The 20500-nt window shown below is 71.6% G+C and carries 13 protein-coding genes; 6 read left to right on the forward strand and 7 right to left on the reverse strand.

Annotation, left to right across the window (positions count from 1 at the left end):
• Positions 1-14: 14 nt before the first annotated feature.
• Genes ABT340_RS37915 through ABT340_RS37925 form a run of 3 tightly spaced genes read right to left on the reverse strand, consistent with a single transcriptional unit; the run spans position 15 to position 7920 of the window.
• Complete coding sequence (locus ABT340_RS37915; protein WP_352015748.1) at positions 15-3434, reverse strand: hypothetical protein; 3420 nt, start codon at positions 3432-3434, stop codon at positions 15-17.
• The gene (locus tag ABT340_RS37920; protein ID WP_352015749.1) at positions 3431-6082 is read right to left on the reverse strand and encodes a hypothetical protein; all 2652 of its coding nucleotides are present in this window, start codon (positions 6080-6082) and stop codon (positions 3431-3433) included. The genes ABT340_RS37915 and ABT340_RS37920 overlap by 4 nt, the downstream gene beginning before the upstream one ends.
• Positions 6083-6099: 17 nt before the next feature.
• Entirely contained in the window at positions 6100-7920 is a 1821-nt protein-coding gene (locus ABT340_RS37925) for a DUF4407 domain-containing protein (RefSeq protein ID WP_352015750.1), read from the reverse strand.
• Positions 7921-8572: 652 nt separating this feature from the next.
• On the opposite strand from ABT340_RS37925, the gene ABT340_RS37930 reads away from it, so the two are divergent.
• The gene (locus ABT340_RS37930; protein ID WP_352015751.1) at positions 8573-9244 is read left to right on the forward strand and encodes a helix-turn-helix domain-containing protein; all 672 of its coding nucleotides are present in this window, start codon (positions 8573-8575) and stop codon (positions 9242-9244) included.
• Entirely contained in the window at positions 9241-10266 is a 1026-nt protein-coding gene (locus ABT340_RS37935; RefSeq protein ID WP_352015752.1) for a zinc-binding alcohol dehydrogenase family protein, read from the forward strand. Before ABT340_RS37930 ends, ABT340_RS37935 begins: the two co-directional genes overlap by 4 nt.
• 123 nt (positions 10267-10389) lie before the next feature.
• Here ABT340_RS37935 and ABT340_RS37940 read toward each other — a convergent pair whose 3' ends face one another.
• Complete coding sequence (locus ABT340_RS37940) at positions 10390-12774, reverse strand: M4 family metallopeptidase (protein ID WP_352015753.1); 2385 nt, start codon at positions 12772-12774, stop codon at positions 10390-10392.
• Between the two features lie 432 nt (positions 12775-13206).
• On the opposite strand from ABT340_RS37940, the gene ABT340_RS37945 reads away from it, so the two are divergent.
• Positions 13207-13986, forward strand: a complete 780-nt coding sequence (locus tag ABT340_RS37945; RefSeq protein WP_352015754.1) for an IclR family transcriptional regulator — start codon at positions 13207-13209, stop codon at positions 13984-13986.
• Here the strand turns inward: ABT340_RS37945 and leuA are convergent.
• Positions 13983-15725: a 2-isopropylmalate synthase gene (leuA, locus tag ABT340_RS37950; RefSeq protein WP_502992589.1), complete on the reverse strand. Its 1743-nt coding sequence runs from the start codon at positions 15723-15725 to the stop codon at positions 13983-13985. The two genes, ABT340_RS37945 and leuA, sit on opposite strands and share 4 nt — an antisense overlap.
• A 199-nt stretch (positions 15726-15924) precedes the next feature.
• On the opposite strand from leuA, the gene ABT340_RS37955 reads away from it, so the two are divergent.
• From ABT340_RS37955 to ABT340_RS37965, 3 genes are all read left to right on the forward strand, one after another.
• Complete coding sequence (locus ABT340_RS37955) at positions 15925-16620, forward strand: FadR/GntR family transcriptional regulator (RefSeq protein WP_352015755.1); 696 nt, start codon at positions 15925-15927, stop codon at positions 16618-16620.
• A gap of 49 nt (positions 16621-16669) precedes the next feature.
• On the forward strand, positions 16670-17467 hold the full coding sequence (locus ABT340_RS37960; RefSeq protein ID WP_352015756.1) for a GNAT family N-acetyltransferase: 798 nt from the start codon (positions 16670-16672) through the stop codon (positions 17465-17467).
• Positions 17468-17614: 147 nt separating this feature from the next.
• Positions 17615-18742 (forward strand): right-handed parallel beta-helix repeat-containing protein, encoded by a 1128-nt coding sequence (locus ABT340_RS37965; protein ID WP_352015757.1) that lies wholly within the window; start codon positions 17615-17617, stop codon positions 18740-18742.
• A 2-nt stretch (positions 18743-18744) separates the two neighbouring features.
• Here the strand turns inward: ABT340_RS37965 and ABT340_RS37970 are convergent, their stop codons facing one another.
• Positions 18745-18960 (reverse strand): hypothetical protein, encoded by a 216-nt coding sequence (locus tag ABT340_RS37970; RefSeq protein WP_352015758.1) that lies wholly within the window; start codon positions 18958-18960, stop codon positions 18745-18747.
• Positions 18961-19169: 209 nt separating this feature from the next.
• Complete coding sequence (locus ABT340_RS37975) at positions 19170-20408, reverse strand: MFS transporter (RefSeq protein ID WP_352015759.1); 1239 nt, start codon at positions 20406-20408, stop codon at positions 19170-19172.
• Positions 20409-20500: the final 92 nt, after the last annotated feature.

A 20500-nucleotide genomic window follows, 5' to 3' on the forward strand; every position in this document is an offset into this window, starting at 1 on the left:
CGTCCTGTCGAAGGTCAGTGGTCACCGGTGAAGGGCTCCCACTCCGGTTTGCCGAACGGTTCCCCCGGCTCCATCGGGGAGGTGAACACCGCGCCGGGGTAGTCGGCCAGGTCGGTGAGACTGCGGGCGGCCAGGTAGCGGGGGTATCCGACGTGGATCCGCAGCCTCCCCAGGTGGTCGAGGGTGACGTGGTAGCGCACGTGCGCGTCCCTGCGGGGCGCGGACATCCGGAACAGCGGGGAGAGGTTGCCGCGCCCGTCCACCCAGAGGAACTCCCAGGTCGCCGCGCCGTACGCCTGGGCGGGCGGGGGCAGCCAGGCCGGGGAGATCGCCCCGCTGAACACCCGGCCGTCGCCTCCGCTCTCCAGCAGGTAGGAGCGCAGGTGCCGCCGGGTCTCCTCGCCCGGCGCCAGGATCGGGAACAGCTCGACGGTCGCCCTGTCGTCGAGCGCGTCCGGGGTCCTCCTGACGTGGATGGCGGCGGGCAGCCCCGTGGCCTCCAGCGGGACGCCCCGGCGTCCGCCGTTCAGCGCCGTCGCGACCTCGCCGTGGTCGCCGTCGACGAGGTAGACGGGGTTGCCGCCGTGGCACAGGTGGATGACCGGTTCCAGCTCCTGGTTGATCTCGATCTGGAAGCGGATCCTGCCCCAGTCGACGTTGGCCCTGGTGAGCCTGTCCTGCCTGCTGTCGAAGGTGAACCTGCCCCACTCGATGGACTCGCCCCGGTCGCCGCCCAGCTCGCGGTGGATGTGGATGTCCTCCTTCATCGGGCGCCAGGCCGTACGGACCGACAGTCTGCCGGTGCGGTCGGCGACGTCGAGCTGGTCGCCCGCGTTGAGCAGCATGCCGACCCGCGTGTCGGCGTTCTGCAGGGAGAAGTCGCACGGCAGGCTCTGGAACAGGTTGTCCACGGCGATGCCGACGACGTTCTGGCCCGCCCGCAGCCGTTCGCGGCCGTCCACGTGGCGTTCGGCCTCACCCGAGGGTCCGCCCGTGTCCTCGCTCTCGATGTCGGCGTAGCGGCTGAAGCTGTGCGCCCAGCACGCGCCGATCGAGGTGGCCTGCTTGGCGTAGCGGCGCTCGACGACCAGGCGGGGAACCGGGACGGCGTCCGTCCCGTCCGTGGCGTTCAGGGTCAGCTCGCGCAGCCGTCTGGCCACGATGCGTTCGACCAGGGGCATGGTGCTGGTCTTGCCGGACAGCGCGACGATGTCGATGGGCTCCTCGGGCTCCCGGCGGCGCTGCGCGCTGAAGGTGGTGAGCGCGATGTCGACGGCCGCGGTGATCACGGGTGTCGCCAGGTGCTCGAACTGCTCGGGCAGCAGGGTGACCACGGTGTGCCCGAGCCGTTCGACCAGCGCCGCGGGCGGCCTCGACCGGCCGTCGACGTTGTTGAGCACCTCCTGCAGCTTGTTCTTCGGCAGGGTGTACTCCCGGCCCGCGCCCAGCAGCCGTTTGGCCTGTTCGGCCTCCTGCCACAGCCGGAAGAACGCCCGCCCCGGCGCGGCGCGCCCGCCCGCCGCCAGCGCCGGGCTGTGCGTGGGCAGCAGCTCCCGCAGCGCCGTCCAGACCCGCTCGGGTCTCGGCCCCGGATCGGGGTTGGCGATGAAGGCCGGGGCGATGGGGCGCGGCACACCGTCGGCGCCGACGTGGGAGGACGGCCAGTGCCCCAGCCACGCCTCCTCCTCGGCGCTCCCGGCGGCGGTGTCCCCGCCGCTGCGGGTGGTCAGGGCCATCAGGGCGTCGGCGATCTCCGCCTTCAGCCAGTGGAACACCCGCAGGGTCAGCAGGTCGCCGCCGAGCTGCGGGTGCCCGGTCGAGCCACGCACCTCGGGGCGGATCACGTAGTGGCGGCCGAAGAACTCCTCGGGGACGTCCTCGGCGGGCACCTGCCGGTCGAGCAGGTGCAGCGCGAACAGCGCGACGTCCGTCGTGCCCCCGCCGATGTCGATGACCAGCATGTTCTGCCGCCAGGCGGGGCGCCCCGGCCGTACCCGCCGTGACCTGGCGCGGAACGGTTCGACACCGGTGTCGGACTCGCCGCCGAAGTCGCGCATCACGAAGAACAGCGCGGCGGCGACGGCCTCGTCGAACGTCGTGGTCACCCTGGCCATCCTGAGACTGGACTGCGCCAGTTTCTCCAGCGCGCGACGCCCCGACGGCGGAAGTGTGGTCGGGTAGGTCAGCACGAGGTGGTTCAGCCCGCGGATGCCCCACTCCGCGGAACGTTTCTCGTTACCGTACTCGATGGTCTTGTCGACCAGGTCGTTGTAGGCGTGCATCAGCAACGTGTCCGTCGTCACCGGAGCCCCGCCCTCGCTGCGCAGTTCGGGCAGCTCACGGGGCCTGGAGAAGGCGCGCTTCAGCCCCGGGTAGGCGCGTGTCACCCGGTCGGCCCGGTCGCCGAGCACCGCCCGCAGCGGGGAGCCCTCAAGCACCTTGATCTCGCTGGAGATCTCCGGCGAGTCACCGTCGAAGACGACCTGGTGCAGGTACAGCGAGCCGAGCGCGGGCGTGCCGAAGGCGTCGGCGTAGCAGCCGTCGAGGCTCATGGCGTAGGCCGTGCCCAGCTTCTCGTCCATCCGGGAGATCGCCACGTCGAGCTCCTTGCAGAGCACGTCCCGGTAGCGGACCTTCGGCACCGGCAGGTGCTGGAAGCCCGGCTGGAGCACCTCAAGGCCCTCCCTGGTGACGGTGACCCGGACGGAGTCGCCGGTGCCCGACAGGCCGAGCAGCGAGTTCAGCCGGGTGGTCAGGCCGCGCACGATGTCCTCGCGCGCCTGCGCCCAGTCGGCCTCGTGCGTCCCGGCGGGGCCGTCGAGCAGCAGCCGGTCGAACCCGGCGAGCAGCACCTCGAACTGCTGCTCGTCCATCTCGACGCGTTTGCCGCCCGTCCTGTCGTACAGCGTGACGGTCGAGGAGGAGGTGCCGAAGTCGACCGCCGCGTGCCCGAAGAAGCTCACGTGCCGCCGGGGCTCACCGATCGGGGCGACCCGCCGGGTGGCGTCCCGGTTGACGCCGCTCCTGGAGGGACGCGCCCCCGGCGGCATCAGCCGCAGTTCGAGCGTGAACTCCCTGGGCGCCGATCCCGCCTCGCCGATCCACCAGGCGATCCTGACGGTCCGCTCACCGCCGAGCCCGAGGTCGGCGGCCGGGACGGCGGGCCCCTGGACGAGCAGGTAGCGTCCCGGCATCGGGCGCGGGCGCCAGCCGGGAAGCGTGTACAGCTCGGCGATCCGCGCGGCCAGTTCGTCGCCCGGTGGCTGCGGCCCCGGCCCGTGGACGTCCACGGCGTTCGCCACCCCGTCCGGTTCGGCGAACACGTCGGGCAGGCGGTACTCCCCGTTCACCTCGAAGATCGTGAACACACCGGCTGAGGTCTCGTCGTCCCCCTCGCCGTCGTTGGGTCCCGCGAACAGCAGGCGCACGGTCATCGGGCGTTACCTCCGGGCTTTGCGTCCCATTCGTCGAGCAGGTCACGGACCGGGCCGCCCGCCGGGGCCCGTCCGCCCTCGTGCGTCCCCCGCCGGGTGAGGCGCCGCACGCTCTCCTCAGCCGGTACGGCCTCACGCAGCTCCTGCAGCTCCACGCGCAGTTCCCGGCCCAGCCGGACCGCGTCGGCCAGCAGATGACGCCGTACGTGGTGGCCGACCGCCGCGACGATGTCGCCGCGCACCCGGAAGATGTTCATCTGGTGGGTGACGATCCTGGCCCCCGCGTCCCCGGCGATGTTGCGGCGTCCGCCGTTCCAGGGCAGCGCCTGCGCGGTCCGCAGCGGGAACCGCTCGGCGATCCGTTCCCTGTCCTCGTAGGAGTCCCCATAGGAGCCTCCATGGGGGTCCCCGTGGGAGCGGTCCCCGTTGGACGGCGGGACGGGCACCGGCAGCAGGCCCGCCGCCGCGTCGGGCAGCCAGTCCATCGAGACCAGGCTGAGCAGGTTGTGCCCGCGCGCCTGGCCGTCGTCCTCCGGGTCGAGCGCGGCCAGCAGCCGCCCGACGGACTCCGCCGTGTCCGGGGCGCGCAGCCGTTCGCGCACGTGGGCCAGCTCCCGGTGGCGCCGTTCCGCCCAGGCGGCGACGGCCTCCAGGTAGATCTCCCTGGCCTCGCCGACGGCCCTGACGCAGGTGGGCTCGAACCTGGCGAAGAGCCGTTCCGTGGTGTCGGGGGCGGTCGCGTCGGCCTCGGTCGGCATGCGCCGTGCCACGCCGAAGCCCCGGCCGCCCGCCGCCCTCCCCCCGCCGAGCGGCGGCCCGATCCGGCCGTCGTCACCGACCCGGTCCCGGTACTGCTGCCATTCCCGCCAGGTGAACACGTCGTAGGTGGCGCCCGCCCGCGCCAGGTCGAGGACCGCGGAGCCGCCGGGGACGACCTGCGTGCCGTCGGCCGCGAGGCGTTCCGGGTCGGCCAGCAGCCCCAGCGACCTGACCGTGTGGGAGGTCTCCTCCTCGATCATCCGGAACAGCGCGGTCAGCGAGCCCGTGTCACGCACCCCCGCCTGGGCGCCGCCGAGCGCCGGGCGCAGCATCCGGTCCAGCGCCCGCAGCGCCGCCAGCAGGTCGGTGGCGATCGGCACGACCGCCTCGTGCTTGAGGAACACGCCGTAGGTCCGCACGTGCCGGTCCAGCATGTCCCGCAGCCCCGCGACGCCTCCGTCCCGCCCGAACCCGCCGAACGCCGCGGTGTACGGGTGGCCCGGATCGGTCAGGGCCAGGTCCGCGGCGATCCGCTTCCACCGCTCCGCCTGCGCCCCGGCGGCGCCGAGCGACGCGGTGATCTTCTCCCCCTCCTCACCGCCGGTCTCGTACGGCAGGCCCTGCGCGGCGATCGCGACGAGCGAGGAGGTGAAGGCCACCCGGTCCTCCCTGCGTCCGTTGAGCGTGGTGGCCATCCGGTGCAGGGAGGACAGGTCACGGGAGGAGGCCACCAGGTCGGCCACGCCCGCGAACGGGACGTCCGGCGGCTGCAGCAGGTCGAAGCAGTTGGCCGCGACCAGGATCGACTCGCTGAGGGCGCCCTTGCCCCTGCGGTTGCGTTCGAGCAGCGAGTAGAACTGCCGCGCGTCGTCACGCTCGGCCCGGTGCGAGGGCAGCACGATCACGATGGCGTCGATCTCGTCCAGTTCCCTGACGCTGAGGTACTCGTCGCGGACCGCGGTCGCGCCCAGCCCGGGAAGGTCGCACAGCTCCGCCGCGGTGCCGTCCCCGGGCAGCGGCCCCGCCCAGTCCCCCTGGGCCACCGAGACCTGGCAGACCACCCTGCGGATCAGGGTGAAGGTGGTCCGCAGGGTCTGGGCGGTCAGCGGGTCGCGGGGCGAGAGGGGGAAGCCCTGCGCGGTCCTGGGAAAGGCGCGCGGCAGGTCCCTGATGTCCTCGATGTCGAGCGCCTGGCGGAGCATGTCCGGCTCGACCGGCAGGGTCAGCCCCGTGTGGCCGTCGAGCACGAATTCCCCGGCGAGTCTGAGCGCGTCACGGATCCTCGTCAGTTCGAGCGTGATGCCCAGCAGCCTGGAGTTCTCCATCGCCGCCCAGTCCAGCGTGTTCTCCGCCCACCGGTTCAGGACGTCCCAGCCGTCCCTGACGGGGTTGTAGCCGCCCAGCGCGGAGACGTCCCTGCCGCCTCCGGCCCGCTGCACGGTCCTGACCAGTTCGTCCATGATGTAGCCGACCGTCTCGGCCAGCTCGTCACGGGTGAGGTACTCGATCCTGGCCGCGCGCACCCGGGTCGGCTCGCCCGGCGGGGCGGGCTCGACGCGCAGCACCGTCACGTTCCCCGTGGTGGGCGAACCGGAGACCGGCAGCAGCCCGGGGGCGCCGAGCAACGTGCCGAGCAGCATGGACTTGCCCGCGCTGTACTCTCCGACGATCCCCACCGAGACGGGTTTCGCGCAGCGCTCCCTCAGTTTCACGGCCAGTCCCGCGGCCCGGTCGTGGGCCTGGCGTAAGGCCGCCGCCTGCGGGACGTCCTCCTGGCCGAGCGCGGTCATCGCCCGGTCGGCCAGCTCGCGGTAGCGGGCGATCGCCGTACGGTGGCCGGTGGCGGATGAGGAGGCCGATCCGCCCTGCCCGGCGTGGAAATCGGTCAACGAGACTCCTCAGGTTCTCAAGGAGATGGATTGCGGTCGATCCGGGTCCCCGAGACGCTCCGGCCAGGGCCGCGGATGTCCTCGCGTCCCCGGTCGTAGCTGTCCCGTGTGTTCAACCGGTCGAGGTCGTACCTCATGTCGATCTTGGCGATGTGCGAGTCGCGCAGGCGCTGCGTCTCGTAGGCCTGGCTGTAGGCCAGTTCGCGCAGCCGCCTTTCGTAGACGGTCGGGCCGCCGAAGAGCTTGACGCTGAGCGGCAGCAGGTCGAGCAGCAGGATGGTGACCCGCAGCACCCACGGCAGGGCGACGACGACGGCGCTGCCGCTGTTGTCGATGAAGTCGTGCAGGGCCTGCTCCTGGGCGACCCAGCCGACGTTCCTGCGCACGTCGGCGCGTTCGGCCTCCCGGTTCGCGCGTTCCTGGCCCTCGTAGACCTTGAACTCCCTGCTGACCGAGTCGCGGGCCAGGTCGCACCTGCCCTGGGCCGTGACGTACTCCCGCTGGGCCTTGTTGTAGTCGGCCTCCAGCTTGGTGGCGATCGGGCCGAACCCGACGGTGCCGCTGAGCCCCTCGCCCCTCCTGCCGAGCGACTCGTCCTGCTTCTTCTTCAGCGCGGCGTCGCGCACCTTCTCCTTGCTCCTGGCGGTCGCGCACAGTTCGACCCGGTCGTACTTGGCATCGAGCTGTTTGCGTTTGTCCTGGTCGGCCGCCTTGAACGTGGCGTCGAGCCGGTCGGCGCGCGCGTTCTGGTTGAAGGCGAGCTGGTCACGGACCTCGGAGTGGAAGATGAGCAGGGTCACGGCCTCGGCGATGACGAAGGAGACGCCCAGGGCGAGGACTCCACGCATCACGTAGGTCAGCCAGCCGGGCTTCCTGACCTTGCCGACCGGGTCGAGCAGACCGGTGGCGTCGGTGCCGGACAGCACCTTGCCGTAGCTCGGCTCGGCGACGATCGACCGGTCGACCCAGAAGATGAGGATGCCCCAGATGGCCGCGAACGGCAGGACGGCCGGGGAGAAGCCACCGCCGATGACCGAGGCGAAGACCGCGAACATCGTGGCGGCGACGAAGGAGACCAGGCAGACGAAGACGCCGATCGTCGAGTACCGGTACAGCTCGCTGCGGTTCGGGATGAGGGCGGGGTCGGCGCCCGCGCACCACAGGAAGGGGCGCGACAGGCGGGGGACCCGGTAGGCGGTGATGCCGGTGAAGTCGGTGTCGAGCCGGGACGGGGCACGCACCGGCGCCGGCTGCGGCGTTGTGGGCGGCGGGGACTCCCGTCGCCGTCTCAGCCCGGACAGCCTCCCGGAGAGCGATCCCGACAGGCGTTCGTAGGCGGCGCCGAGTCCCCGGGGGCGTTCCTCCTCGTCCTCGTGGACGGGCTCACGCGTGCCGGGACGGTCACGGCCGGCATCGCGGTCTGCGCCGCGGATCGCGGAGAACACGTCCGTCGGGTCGTTGGCGGTCCACTCGCTGTAGTAGGAGCCCGGGCTCGGCTCCGGGGTCGTCGGGGCCTGCGCCGCGCCCGGCACCGCGTCGTCCGGCTCGCCCACGCCGGAGACGGCCCGGCGACCTGCCGGGCTCCGGTAGGCGCGTGTCCCGTTGGGACCGCCGGGCTGGGGATGCTCAGGACCGCTCTCTGGCCCGTTCCCGTTCCCGTCCGCGGGCTCGACGCCGGAGTCGCCGCCGGTGAGCACGGTGCCCACCCGCACGGGCTGGGTCTCGTCTTCCTGAGAGGCCGGGGGGTTCGGGGGGCTCTGACCGTTGCGCGCGGGCGGCGACCAGGTGAAGTCGCCCCCCGGCGCGGCGTAGTCACGGAACCGGTTGTCTTCCGTCATCGGCTCAGCAGCACCTCAGGTCCGGTGTCGAATCCATCGTGGGGCCCGGCCTCGTGCTTCCCGGCGTCCGGCCCCCGGCCGTCCTCGCCGGAGGGCGCCCCTCGCCCTGCCCAGGCACCTGCCGGTCCCGGTCACCGCTCCGTGCGGCCGCCCCGGGGCCCATGCCGGAACAATGCAATATGCCCACCGATCTAATGCATATATATGAGGGTTTATAGTACGGCCCACATTTACCCCAAACGAGGGACCCCCGGGAAGAGTTCCGGGGCGTGGCCCAGAACCTTGCTCACCAAAAGCCGCAAATCACCACTTCTCCGGACCCTACCCCCCAGAGGGCCGGGACGCGCGGAGAAGTCTCGCGGCGCAGGTCACACCGCATGCCTGGCACTACGAAGCCGCTCAAAAAGAACGTACATCACCATAATTACCAAAAGTGGCATTACAGGATACCCGGCCGTCGCGTTCCGGGCGCGACCCCGGCGGCCTTTCTCCAATCGACAGGACCCTCTCGCTTTACAATGTAGATTTTGCGAGATCCCCCATGCCCCCTGCCACGGAGCCGGGGCCGGATTAGGGCGGCCCACCGAGGGGAGGCAGGCAGAAAGAGCGCGCCGGAGCCCCGGACGCCCCTCACCTGCCATTGGAGACTGCGATGACCGAACGTGCGACGGCACCCGGCGACCTGGGCCGACGGGTGACCGGCAGACGCGAGGAGCTCGGCATGACCCGCGAACGGCTGGCCGCGCTGGCCGGGATCGACTCCGGATACCTCGGCTATCTGGAGGAGACGACCGCCTCCCCGACCGCGGAGACCGTCAGACGGCTGGCCGCCGCCCTGGACACGAGCCCGGAGGAACTGCTCGGCGGCACCGTCGACCTGCCGCCCGGCCACGGGGCTCCCGGCCCCCACGCCCGTCTCGAACCCCTGGGGACCGAGGAGTGCCTGCGGCTCATCGCCCCGGGGGGCGTCGGCAGGGTGGCCTTCGAGGAGGCGGGCGGTCCCGCGATCCTGCCGGTCAACTACGTGCTGCGCGAGGGTGCGGTGATTTTCCGTACCTCCCTGGGCGGCACCCTGGACGAGAGCCTGCGCACGGGTGTCCGGGGCGTCGAGTTCAAGATCGCGTTCGAGGTCGACCGGATCGACGACGTCAACCGCGAGGGCTGGAGCGTGCTGGCGCGCGGCGGCGCCCACCACGTCACCGGCGAGGAACGGGAGGCGGCGGCCGGATCCGGGGTCGCCCCCTGGGCCGGCGGAGAGCGCGACCTGTACATCAAGATCGTCCCAGTGGAGATCACCGGGCGGCGGATCAGGAACACCCCGTGACCCTGGGCGGGAGCCCGGCCGAGATGGACGCCTGGGTCGTCTCCCGCCCTGGGCCGATGGCCACGCGCCCCCTGGAGCGGGTCCGGCTGCCCGTCCCGGAACCGGGTCCCGGGGAGGTGCTGGTCGAGGTCGAGGCGTGTGCCGTCTGCCGTACCGACCTGCACCTGGCGGAGGGGGACCTGCCCCCCAGGCGGCCGGGGACCGTGCCCGGCCACGAGGTCGTCGGCCGGGTGGCCGGGCACGGCCAGGGGGCCTCCCGGCTGCCACGCGGCACCCGGGTCGGCGTGGCCTGGCTCCGCTCGACCTGCGGGCGCTGCCGCCACTGCCTCAGGGGGGCGGAGAACCTCTGCCCGTCGTCCACCTACACGGGCTGGGACGCCGACGGCGGCTACGCCGGATACCTCACCGCCCCGGAGGACTACGTCCACCCGCTGCCGCAGGGGCCGTCCGCGGAGAAACTCGCCCCGCTGCTGTGCGCCGGGATCATCGGCTACCGTGCCCTGCTCCGCAGCGACCTGCCCCCCGGCGGCAGGCTCGGCGTCTACGGTTTCGGCGCCTCGGCGCACCTGACCGCGCAACTGGCCGTGGCGCAGGGCGCGACCGTGCACGTCATGACCCGCTCGGCGCGGGCCCGCGAGCTGGCGCTGCGGCTGGGGGCGGCCTCCGCGGCCGGGGCGGCGCAGGCCCCGCCGGAGCCGCTGGACGCGGCGATCCTGTTCGCGCCCGCCGGAGAGCTGGTGCCGGTCGCGCTCGAAGCCCTGGACCGGGGCGGCACCCTCGCCGTCGCGGGCATCCACCTCAGCGACATCCCCGTGCTGGACTACCGGCGCCACCTGTTCCAGGAGCGGACGCTGCGCAGCGTCACCGCCAACACCCGCGCCGACGCGCGGGCCTATCTGGAGCTCGCCACCGGACATCCCCCCGAGGTGACGACCGTCGCCTATCCCTTCGAGGCCGCCGACCGGGCGCTCGCCGACCTGGCCGCCGACCGCGTCGAGGGTGCCGCCGTACTGCTGCGCTGACCCGCGCACGCGAAACGGTCACCCGCCCTGGGGCGTGTGACCGTTCCTGGAAAAGAGGTACGGCGGGCGGCCATGCCCGCCCGCCGTACCCGGTCTTCAGTTGTGCGATCGATCAGTCAGCGATCAGACCGGCTGCCACAGAGCCGGGACGTTCGGCGGCTCCCAGCCGGGCAGGGAGGTGTGACCCTGGAGGCAGCGGTAGCTGGCGCCGTTGTAGGTGACGATGTCACCGGCGTTGTACTGCTTCCACTCCTGCCAGGTGGTGCCGCCCGGGTCGCTGCTGACGGTCAGCGCGAAGCTGGTGCCGTGAGCGGCGGAGGCACCCGTGCCCGTGAGGGTGATGGTGTAGTTACCAGCCGGGACGCTGGAGGAGGCGGAGATGTTGACCGTGGAGGACCCACCGGCGGTGACGCTGGCCGGGCTGAAGCTCACGGTGACCCCGGAGGGGGCGCCGCTGGCGCTCAGCGAGACGTTCTGCGCGTTACCGGAGGTGACCGCGGTGGACAGCGTGGCGCTCGTCGAGCCACCGGGCTTGACCGTCGCGGAGGCCGGGTTCACCGCCACCGAGAAGTCGTCCTGGCCGGGCTGGCCGGTGACGGACAGCTTGAAGGTGGTGGAGTGGCTGACCGAGCTGCCCGCACCGTTGACGGTGATGGTGTAGTTGCCCGTCGGGGTGCTCGCCGAGGTGGCGATGCTGACCGAGGACGACTGACCGGCGGTGACGCTGGCCGGGCTGAAGCTCACGGTGGTCCCGGCGGGGGCACCGGTCGCGGTCAGCGCGACGTTCTGCGCGCTACCGGCGGTGACCGCGGTGTTGACGGTCGCCGAGCCGGACGCGCCGGCCTGGACGCTCACCGTGGCCGGGTTCACCGCGATCGAGAAGTCGTTCGGGTTCTGGATGGTGCAGGTGGCCTCACCGGAGACAGCCGGGACGTTGACGGCGGTCCAGGCGGCCTTGACGGCGTTGAACTCGGTGCAGCTGTTGGGGAACTGCTGCTTGGCCGCGGACAGCGTCGCCGAGCGAGCCCGGGCGTGGGTCAGGCTGGAGGTGGTCCGCAGCTGCAGCGAGGCCAGGTAGATCTGGCCGGCCTTCTGGATGCCGATGCCGGTCAGGCTGGACGGGCCGGAGCAGACAGGGCTGTTCGGCTTGCCGCCACCGGGGTTGGTGCCCTCAGCCAGCAGGTAGAACCAGTGGTTCTGCGGGCCGGCCGCGGCGTGCACCTCGGTGTTCGGGATCGAGGAGCTGTAGCAGTCCGGGTCACCGTTGGTGCTCGGCTTGTACATGTAGCGGATCGGCCCCTGGCCGACGAGGTTGACTTCCTCACCGACGGTGTAGTCACCGGGGTCGTTGGGGTTGTTGGCGTAGTGCTCGAGCAGGGCGCCGAAGATGTCACCGGTGGACTCGTTGAGGCCGCCGTCCTCGTTGCCGCCGCCGCCACCGCCGCCGGAACCGGCGAACTGGTAGATGGCGTGACCGTACTCGTGGCCGACGACGTCCATCGGGGTCGCCTGCTGGGTGTTGGCCTGGTTGTGGCCGAAGTTGGTGTAGGAGCCGTTCCAGAACGCGTTGACCTGGTTCAGGCCGACCCGCGCCGGGAAGCCACCACCACGGCCGTTGAAGCCGTTGTAGTTGAACCAGTCCTTGAGCATGTCCCATTCCTTCTGCGCGGCCCAGTAGGCGTCCACGCAGGCGGTCTCAAGGTTGGTTCCCTGACCGTTGCCCCAGCTGTCGGTGCTCTTGGTGTACGGCGTGCCGCCCTGGCCACCACACGCCAGACCGCTGCGGGTGTTGTCCCGCATCGTGTAGGAGGGGGTGGTGGCGATGGTGACCTGGCCGTTGTAGAAACCGTTACCGGTTCCCATCTTGACCGCGTCCCAGTTGCTCAGGATCGAGCCGTTCAGCGCGTCGACGTAGACGTGCTGGACGCTCGGGGCGGTCTTGGAGCTGCCGCTGACGACGACTTCCCAGGCCAGGCGGGGAGCGCCCGTCTCAGCCAGGGCGTGCACGACCAGCTTGGGCGTGGTGACGCTTTCGACCTTGGCCACCAGGGTGCGCGCCTTGTTCGCGGCCTTGCGCGCCGAGAGCGAGGGCTTGACGTCCAGGTTCAGCTCGGTCTTCTGCGCGGTCTCAAGGGTCGAGACCGTCAGGCCCGCGCCGTCGGTGGCGACGACGACGCCACCGCCGTAGACCGGCAGCCCCTTGTAGGTGCGGTTGTAGGCGAGGTACTGCGCACCGCCGACCGAGGTCGCCTTCTCCAGGGTGAAGACATCGTCCTCACTCTTGGCGAGGCTCTTCTCCTGGGCGGCGATGGCCTTGCCCGCGAGGGCGATGGCGTTCTTCTGCCCCTGGGGGGTCGGCTTGGTGAAGCCGGGTGCCTCCGCCGTTATAGTGCGGGCCGCGGTGTTCGCCGGTGCCGCGGTGGCGCTCGTGGCGCTCACGATCGACGTAGTGGTCATGGCTGCGGCCGCCAGCATGGCCACCGCGCCCAGTTTGACCTTGGGATTCACGCGGGGTGACTCCTCTCGGTGTCCCTTGGGGGGTTAGAGGGATGCAAGGAGCCCTGACAGTTGGGCTGGACCAAAGCTGACACCGAGGAGGTATGGCGGAGTACCCCACGAATTTCCATAACTTCGCGATATAGAACGACGGGGCATTGAAACATGGCTGATGGGGTCGGACGCCCCGTCCGATTCCGGTCGCCACCGGCGGGCCATCTCATTACGCCATACCTTCTTGAGCATCCTGCCGCGGCAGACACCCTCACGCGCAGGCCGCCCTGGGACATGCCCGGGAGGAGGGGACCAACCCTCCCGTTTTTCACCACTAAAGTAGCAGGAAATGCGCTTTATCCCATAATGTGGGAACAAAACCACGCAAAGCAGGCGATAAGTCCGGACCTCAACCCGGTGACATGCGGATATTTCCTATATCGTGGGAATATGGAGAAGAGCGGGGTCCCGTCCGGCACGCAGGCCGTACAGCGGGCCATGAGCGTGCTGGCCTGCTTCAGGGACGGAGGTCCCACGCTGAGTGCCTCCGACCTCGCCCGCAGGACAAGGCTGTCCACCTCGACCGCGCACCGGCTGGCCCGCGCGCTGGTGTCGACCGGCTTCCTCGAACAGGACGCGCGGACCTCCAGGTACCGTCTCGGCCCCTCGATGACGGAGCTCGGCCGTCTCTCCTTCCACCAGCGGGGTCTGCACCGGGTCGCGCCGGAGCTCGGCCAGCTCGCCCACGCCACCTCCGCCACCGTCGACCTGGCGATCCGCAACGGCCCCCACGCCGTGATCCTGATCGGCGGCTCGGTCGACCCGGATGACGGAACGGGCCTGCGCAGGCCGCTGCACTCGACCGCGCTCGGGAAGGTCCTGCTCGCCTGGGCCCCGCCGGGAGAGGACGACGTCGCCGCGCTCGGCCCGCTGCGGCCGCAGACCGAACGCACCATCGTCGACCCGGAGGAACTGCGCGCCGAGATAGAGCGGGTGCGCAAGGCCGGATACGCCCTCAACGACGGCGAGTCCTCCCACGGGATCAGGACCCTCGCGGTCCCGGTCCTGGACCGGGCGGAGCAGGTCAGGTACGCGCTGGCCGTGCGCTCGACGCCCGAGGTCATCACCGACACGCGGATCGGCTGGTTCGCCATGCACGCGCGGGCCTGCGCCAGGGCGCTCGAAGTGCTCCTGCTGCCGCCGGAGGAACGCAGAATCACCGACTTCTAACCCGTTTCCGGGGAGCGGCCGGAGCCGAAAGCGCCCGCCCCGTCCCGGGCGCCCTCGGGAGAGAGCACGGCGTTGACGGCGGAGAGCACGGCGAGCACGGACGCGGTGAGCACCGAGGCGTCGAGTCCGACCCCCCAGCGGGTCACCCCGCCGATCCGGCACTCCGCGTAGGCGGCTGCGTGGCTGTCACGGCCCTGTCCCAGCGCGTGCTCGGCGAAGTCGAGGACGTCGATCTCGATCCCCACCTCCGCCAGGGCCCGGGTCAGGGCCGACAGCGGCCCCTGCCCCGTCCCCGTGTGCTCGGCCCGTTCCCCGCCGACGCGGAACTCCCCGGTGAAGAGGTGCGTGCCCGGCTCGGGCTCGCTCACCCGCCAGGAGCCGAGGGTCACCGGTCCCCGCCGGTCGAGATACTCGGCCCGGAAGAGGTCCCACAGTCCCTCCGCGCCGATCTCGCCACCGTCGCGGTCGGCCGCGCGCTGCACCGCCCCGGAGAACTCGATCCGCAGGCGGCGCGGCAGGTCCAGGCCGTGGGCCGTCCGCAGCACGTAGGCGACGCCGCCCTTGCCCGACTGGCTGTTGACCCGGATGACCGCCTCGTAGTCGCGGCCCACGTCCGCGGGGTCGATCGGCAGGTACGGCACGTCCCAGGGGGCCCGTTCCACGGGGACGCCCAGCTCGGCGGCCCGCCTGGCGTGATGGGCCAGCCCCTTGCCGATGGCGTCCTGGTGGGTTCCCGAGAAGGCCGTGTAGACGAGGTCCCCGCCGTACGGGTGGCGTTCGTGGACCCGGATGCGGTTGCAGTGCTCGACGGTACGGCGGACGCCGTCGATGTCGGACAGGTCGATCATCGGGTCGATCCCCTGGGCGTGGAGGTTGAGCGCCAGGGTGACCAGGTCGACGTTGCCGGTGCGCTCCCCGTTGCCGAACAGGCATCCCTCGACGCGCTGCGCCCCGGCGAGCAGGGCCAGTTCCGCGCACGCGACGCCGGTGCCCCGGTCGTTGTGGGGGTGGACCGACAGGATGACGCCGTCACGGCGCGCCAGGTTGCGGTCCATGTACTCGATCTGGTCGGCGTAGACGTTGGGGGTGGCGATCTCGACGGTCGCCGGGAGGTTGTGGATCACCGGCCGGTCCGGGCAGGCGTCCCACAGCTCCGACATGGCGTTGCAGACCTCCAGCGCGTAGTCGGGTTCGGTGAGGTTGAAGACCTCGGGGGAGAACTCGAAGCGCACCGAGCCCTCCGGCATCGCGTCCGCGCCCCTGGCGACGTCCCGGCCCGCCGCCAGGATGAGGTCGCGCAGCTCGTCGCGCTCCCGGCCGAGGACGACCCGGCGCCAGGTCGGCGCGGTCGCGGTGTACATGTGCACGACCACGCGGCGCAGGCCCGCGACGGACTCGTAGGTCCGCCGGATCAGGTCGGCGCGGGCGGCCGTGAAGACGACCACGGTGACGTCGTCGGGCACCAGGTCCTCCTCGGCCAGGTGGCGGACGAAGTCGAAGTCCGTCTGGCTGGCGGAGGGGTAGCCGACCTCTATCTCCTTGAACCCCATGGCGAGGAAGAGGTCGAACATGCGGCGCTTGCGGGCGGGGTCCATCGGCTCGGCGAGGGCCTGGTTGCCGTCGCGCAGGTCGACCGGCACCCACAGGGGGGCGTGCTCGATCCGGCGCAGAGGCCAGGCGCGTTCGACCGGCGGCAGCGGGACGCGCTCGTGCGCCGGGCGGTAACGGAAGGAGGGCATCGCGCTGGGGCGCTGGGTGTTCCAGATCACGGGGGTTTCCTTTGGGCCGTCGTGGTGACCGGCGGCACAGCGGCACTCCGCGACGGGGTGCCGGTCAGGTCAGGCCCCGCCGCGGCGGCCGAGAAGGAGAGCACGCGGTGTCATGCCAGGTAGACTAACCCCGAAACAACTCCTCAGACAACCTGAGAGGTTTGGACAGGTGACACTGAACCCCCTGACCCGCAGCCCGCTGGCCGACCAGGCGGCGCGGACGCTGCGCGAACAGGTCGCCTCGGGGCGCTGGCCGGTCGGCACCAGACTCCCCGGAGAGAACGAGCTGGCCAAACAGCTCGGCGTCGGCCGCTCGACCGTGCGTGAGGCCATCCGCGCGCTGGCCGGGGCCGGGATGCTGCAGACCCGGCAGGGGTCCGGGGTGTTCGTCGTCGCCGTCCGGCCGGTCGAGGATCTGCGGACCACACTGCGCCGCGCCTCGGCCGTCCACCTCTTCGAGGTCCGCGCGCTGCTGGAGGTCGAGGCGGCGGGGCTGGCCGCGCTGCGCAGGGACGACGACGACCTCACCGCCCTGGACCACGCGCTGGCCGCCCGGCACGCCGCGGCCCTCGGCGGCGACGAGGAGTTCGTCGCCGCCGACGTCGCGCTGCACGCCGCGGTCGTGGCCGCCGCGCACAACCCGGTGCTGACCGAGCTGTTCTCCGCCTTCGAGCCCGCGCTGCGCGACGGCCTGGTCGACCTGGTCAGGCTGCTCCCCCTGCGCCACGACCGCCCCGACCCCGGCGCCGACAGCCACACCGCCCTGGTCGACGCCGTACGGCGAGGCGAGGCCGGACGGGCGAGCGAGATCATGCGGCAGGAGGTCGAACACAACCTGACCCTGCTGAGAGACGCGAACGACTGATCACCAGGACGGTCCCGGCTAAGGTGTCGCGGCGAGGAGGTGCGTCGCCGTGGACGGTGAGAGGCCGGTGAGGGAGCTGCAGGAGAGAGCGGCCCGCGCCCTGCCCGTCGAGCACGTCAGACCCCTCGGAGAGTGGTCGCTGCGCCACACCCGTGGCCCCTCCTGGTGGGCGGGAACGGTGCTGCCCCACGGCGACCCCGGTCCCGGTGACCTCGCACGGGGAATCGTCGAGGCGGAGGCGTTCTACGCCGGTCACCGTACGAGATCGCGCTTCCAGATCAGCCCGGCGTGTCCCGGAGGCCTCGACCCCCTCCTGGCCGAGCGCGGCTACCTCAGGGTGAACGCGGTGTCGTTACAGGCCGCGCCCACCACACGGGTGCTGGAGCGCCTCGGGGACGCCCCGCTTCGGATACGGCTGGGCGAGCGCCCGACAGCGGAGTGGTTCCGAACCTGGCAGGCCGTGAACGGCCGGGGCGGTTCCCGTGCCGAGTGGGACATGCTCACCCGTCTGGACCTGCCGTGCGCCTACGCCTGCGCGGTGGCCGACGGCGGGGTCGTCGCGGTCGGCAGGGCTGTCGCCGACACCGGCTGGACCGGGGTGTTCGGGATGGCCACCCTCCCCGGGGCCAGGGGAAGGGGCGCGGCCCGCGGGGTACTCGCCGCGCTGGCCCGCTGGGCCGCAGAACGCGGAACGGCCCGCATGTACCTACAGGTCGAGCCGGGCAACGCCCCGGCCCTGCGACTGTACGGAAGGGCGGGCTTCGAGGAGGTGTGCGCCTACCACTACCGCGCCGCCCGCCGGGAGAAGGCGTCCGGCGTTTCCGATCCAGTAGCGGAAAAGCTTTAACGACGGCATTGGCGGCACAGGTTTTCTGACTTCTCGAATCAGCGCGGATCATGCAGTCTTTGGCCTTGCGCGTTCTTCGGTCAAGGAATTCGCATCGGCCCGGCCAAAACGCCCGGACGATCCGCCCAAAACAGAGAAGAGACCACCGTGAATTATGGAAAAGAACCGGGGAAAAGGCACGTTTTAAAAACGGCCGCCTTCACCCTGGCCCTGACGGCCGCGCTGGCCGTGCCCTCGCCTTCGGCCGCGGCCGACGAGGAGGTCGGCTGCGGCGCCGTACTGACCTCGGACGTGACCCTCACCCGGGACCTGAACTGCGCCGGTGACGGGCTGACGATCGGCGCGGACGGCGTGACCGTCGACCTCGCGGGCCACAGCATCGCCGGAGACGGTACCGGCAGGGGTGTCGCCGTCGGCGACAGGAAGGGCGTCGCCGTACACGACGGCGTGATCAGCGGGTTCCGCCTGGGGGCCGAGGTCGTCGGCGGCGCGGCCGTCTTCTCCCGGGTGAGGTTCGCAGGCAACGCGCTGAGCGCGGACCAGGCCGCCTCCCTGACCCTGGTCGGCCCGCGTTCCGCCTGCCTGGCCGAGGGGATCGACGTGACCGGCTCCTCCGTCCTGACGATCGACCGGTGCACCGTGCACGGACGGCTCCAGGGGACGAACGGGCACGGGTGGACGGTCAAGGGCAGCGTGCTGAGCAACGGCTACCTTGAACTCGCCGAGAGCGGCTCCAACGTCTTCAGCGGCAACCTCTTCGACGGCTTCCCGGTGAACCTGACCGAGCGGAGCAACGACAACGTCTACACCGACAACGTCTTCACCAACGCCCAGGTCGGCTTCCGTGCCGAGCACTCGACCGGCGCCCCGAACAGGGTCGAGAACAACGTCTTCAAGGCCAACCGCTACGGCATGACCTTCTGGGTCAGCTTCTCCAACGTGTCGGTGAGCGGCAACAAGTTCGAGGGCAACCGGGTGGCCGGAATCCTCATCGACCCCATCCGCTTCACCGGGGTCACCCCCTACCCGGTCAGCGGGAACACCTTCGTGCACAACGGCCTGGCACCGCTCGGCGCCGTCGACAGGGACGGCGACCCCATCAAGGACGGTGTCCACGTCTCCGGCACCGAACAGGCGCCGGTCGAACTGGCCCGCAACGACGGCACGGACAACGGCGGGTTCGTCATCTGGGGACGGGCGGGCGAGGTGACCGACGGCGGAGGCAACCACGGCCCGTGCGGCCCCAGGAACGACCCCGGCCTGAACTGCTCCTGACCTCAGACCCGTTTCCAGGAGTTGCGCATCCACCGGGCCTGGTCGTCCGTACGGTCGAGGAAGGTCTGGAGGAATCCGCAGGAGACACAGGCATAGAGATCCACCTTCTCGGTGTGGAGCATCCCGAACAGAGCGGTCGGAGTCTCCAGACGGGTCGACGCGGTGTAGATCTCCTCGCCTCCGCAGACCGCGCAGACGCCGTTTCTCATGTCTGTCATTGCCGCATGATAATGCGCGCGTGTGAGAGGAAGGGAGTGTTCTCCGGGCCCGGAGGGGGCCGTGACCATAACCTTTTGTCATTCGATTAGAGCGTGTCTTCCGTGAAACGGCCTCCGCGGGAATTCCAGCGGAGGCCTGAACACGCGGCCACGATGACGGTCGTGTGTTCACCGCCCGCTGGACGCAGGAACGCCGGCCCGGCGGCGGGTCAGAGCCTGGCGGCGAACCAGCCGACAGGCGCCAGGAGAACGGCCATGACGAGCAGGAAGGCCAGCGACGCCGTCCACGTGCCGGTCGCGTCCCGCAGCAGTCCCGCGGCCAGCGGACCGGCGGCGGCCATGAGATAACCGCAGCCCTGCACCACACTCGACAGCCGGTCGGCGTGCGAGGGCCCGCCCGCCTTGGCTGTGATCATGGCCAGGGCCAGCGGGAACGAGGCGACGCTGAGCCCCAGCAGGAGCGCCCACGCGTACGGCGCCGCCCCCGGCGCGACCAGCAGCCCCGTGAACCCGGCGGCGCCCGCGACCCCGCAGGCCGCGGCGTACCACGCCTGGCTCCGGGAGGTACGCGCCAGGATCGACACCGTCAGGCCCGTGGGCAGGCTGACGAGCTGGACGAACGACAGCGGCAACCCCGCGTCGGCCGGGGCGGTCCCCGCCTCGGTGAGGACGCGGGGCAGCCAGGCGAGCACGACGTAGAAGACGACCGACTGCAGCCCGAAGAAGACCGCCAGCGCCGCCGTGGTCAGCCGCCGCACCGGCCGCCGACCGGCGTCCGCCTTCTGCGTGGCCTGGGAGCCCGGTACGGTCACGGCGCCGCGCGGGGTGGCGCGGGCCAGAAGCGCCAGGGGCACCGCGGCGGCCAGGGCGGGCAGCGCCCACACCGCCAGGGCCGGGCGCCAGCCGTGTGTCAGGTCGTCCAGCGGTTTGGCCAGGGCGGCGGCGAGCATCGCGCCGCCGCCGATCGCGGAGGCGTACAGGCCGGTCATCGCCCCGGTCGCCGTGGGGAAGCGCCTCTTGACCACGCCGGGAAGCAGCACGTTGCCGATGGCGATGGCGATCCCGACCAGGACGGTCCCGAGGAGAAGGGCCGTGGTCGCGCCCGCGCCGCGCAGCAGGATGCCCGCCGCGAGCAGGGGCATCGTCGCCATGAGCGCCCGCTCGGCGCCGAACCTTCGGCTGAGCGCGGGGGCGAACAGGGCGAAGACCCCGAAGCACACCAGCGGCAGCGTGGTCACCAGGGAGATCGCGCCCGCGCCCAGCCCCAGCTCGGTCCCGGCCTCCCCGGCGAGCGGGGAGAACCCGGCCAGGGCGGGGCGCAGGTTCAGGGACAGCGCGACGACGGCGGTCACCGCGACCACCGTCGTCACGATCTCCGCCCGGCCCCTCCCCCGGGCCGTTCCGTGGACCCCCTCCTGAGCCGTCGTCTCCTCCACGCCGCCTGTCATGGCTCCCCTTCTCCCCCGCCGGGCTCCGGCGTTCCCGCTGATTCGCCCGGGTTGTCCGGTGCCACCATGCCAGACCGGTGACACCGGCGGAG

Origin of the sequence: Streptosporangium sp. NPDC000239 (assembly GCF_040300765.1) — a bacterium.
In the GTDB taxonomy this organism is placed as follows: Bacteria; Actinomycetota; Actinomycetes; order Streptosporangiales; family Streptosporangiaceae; genus Streptosporangium.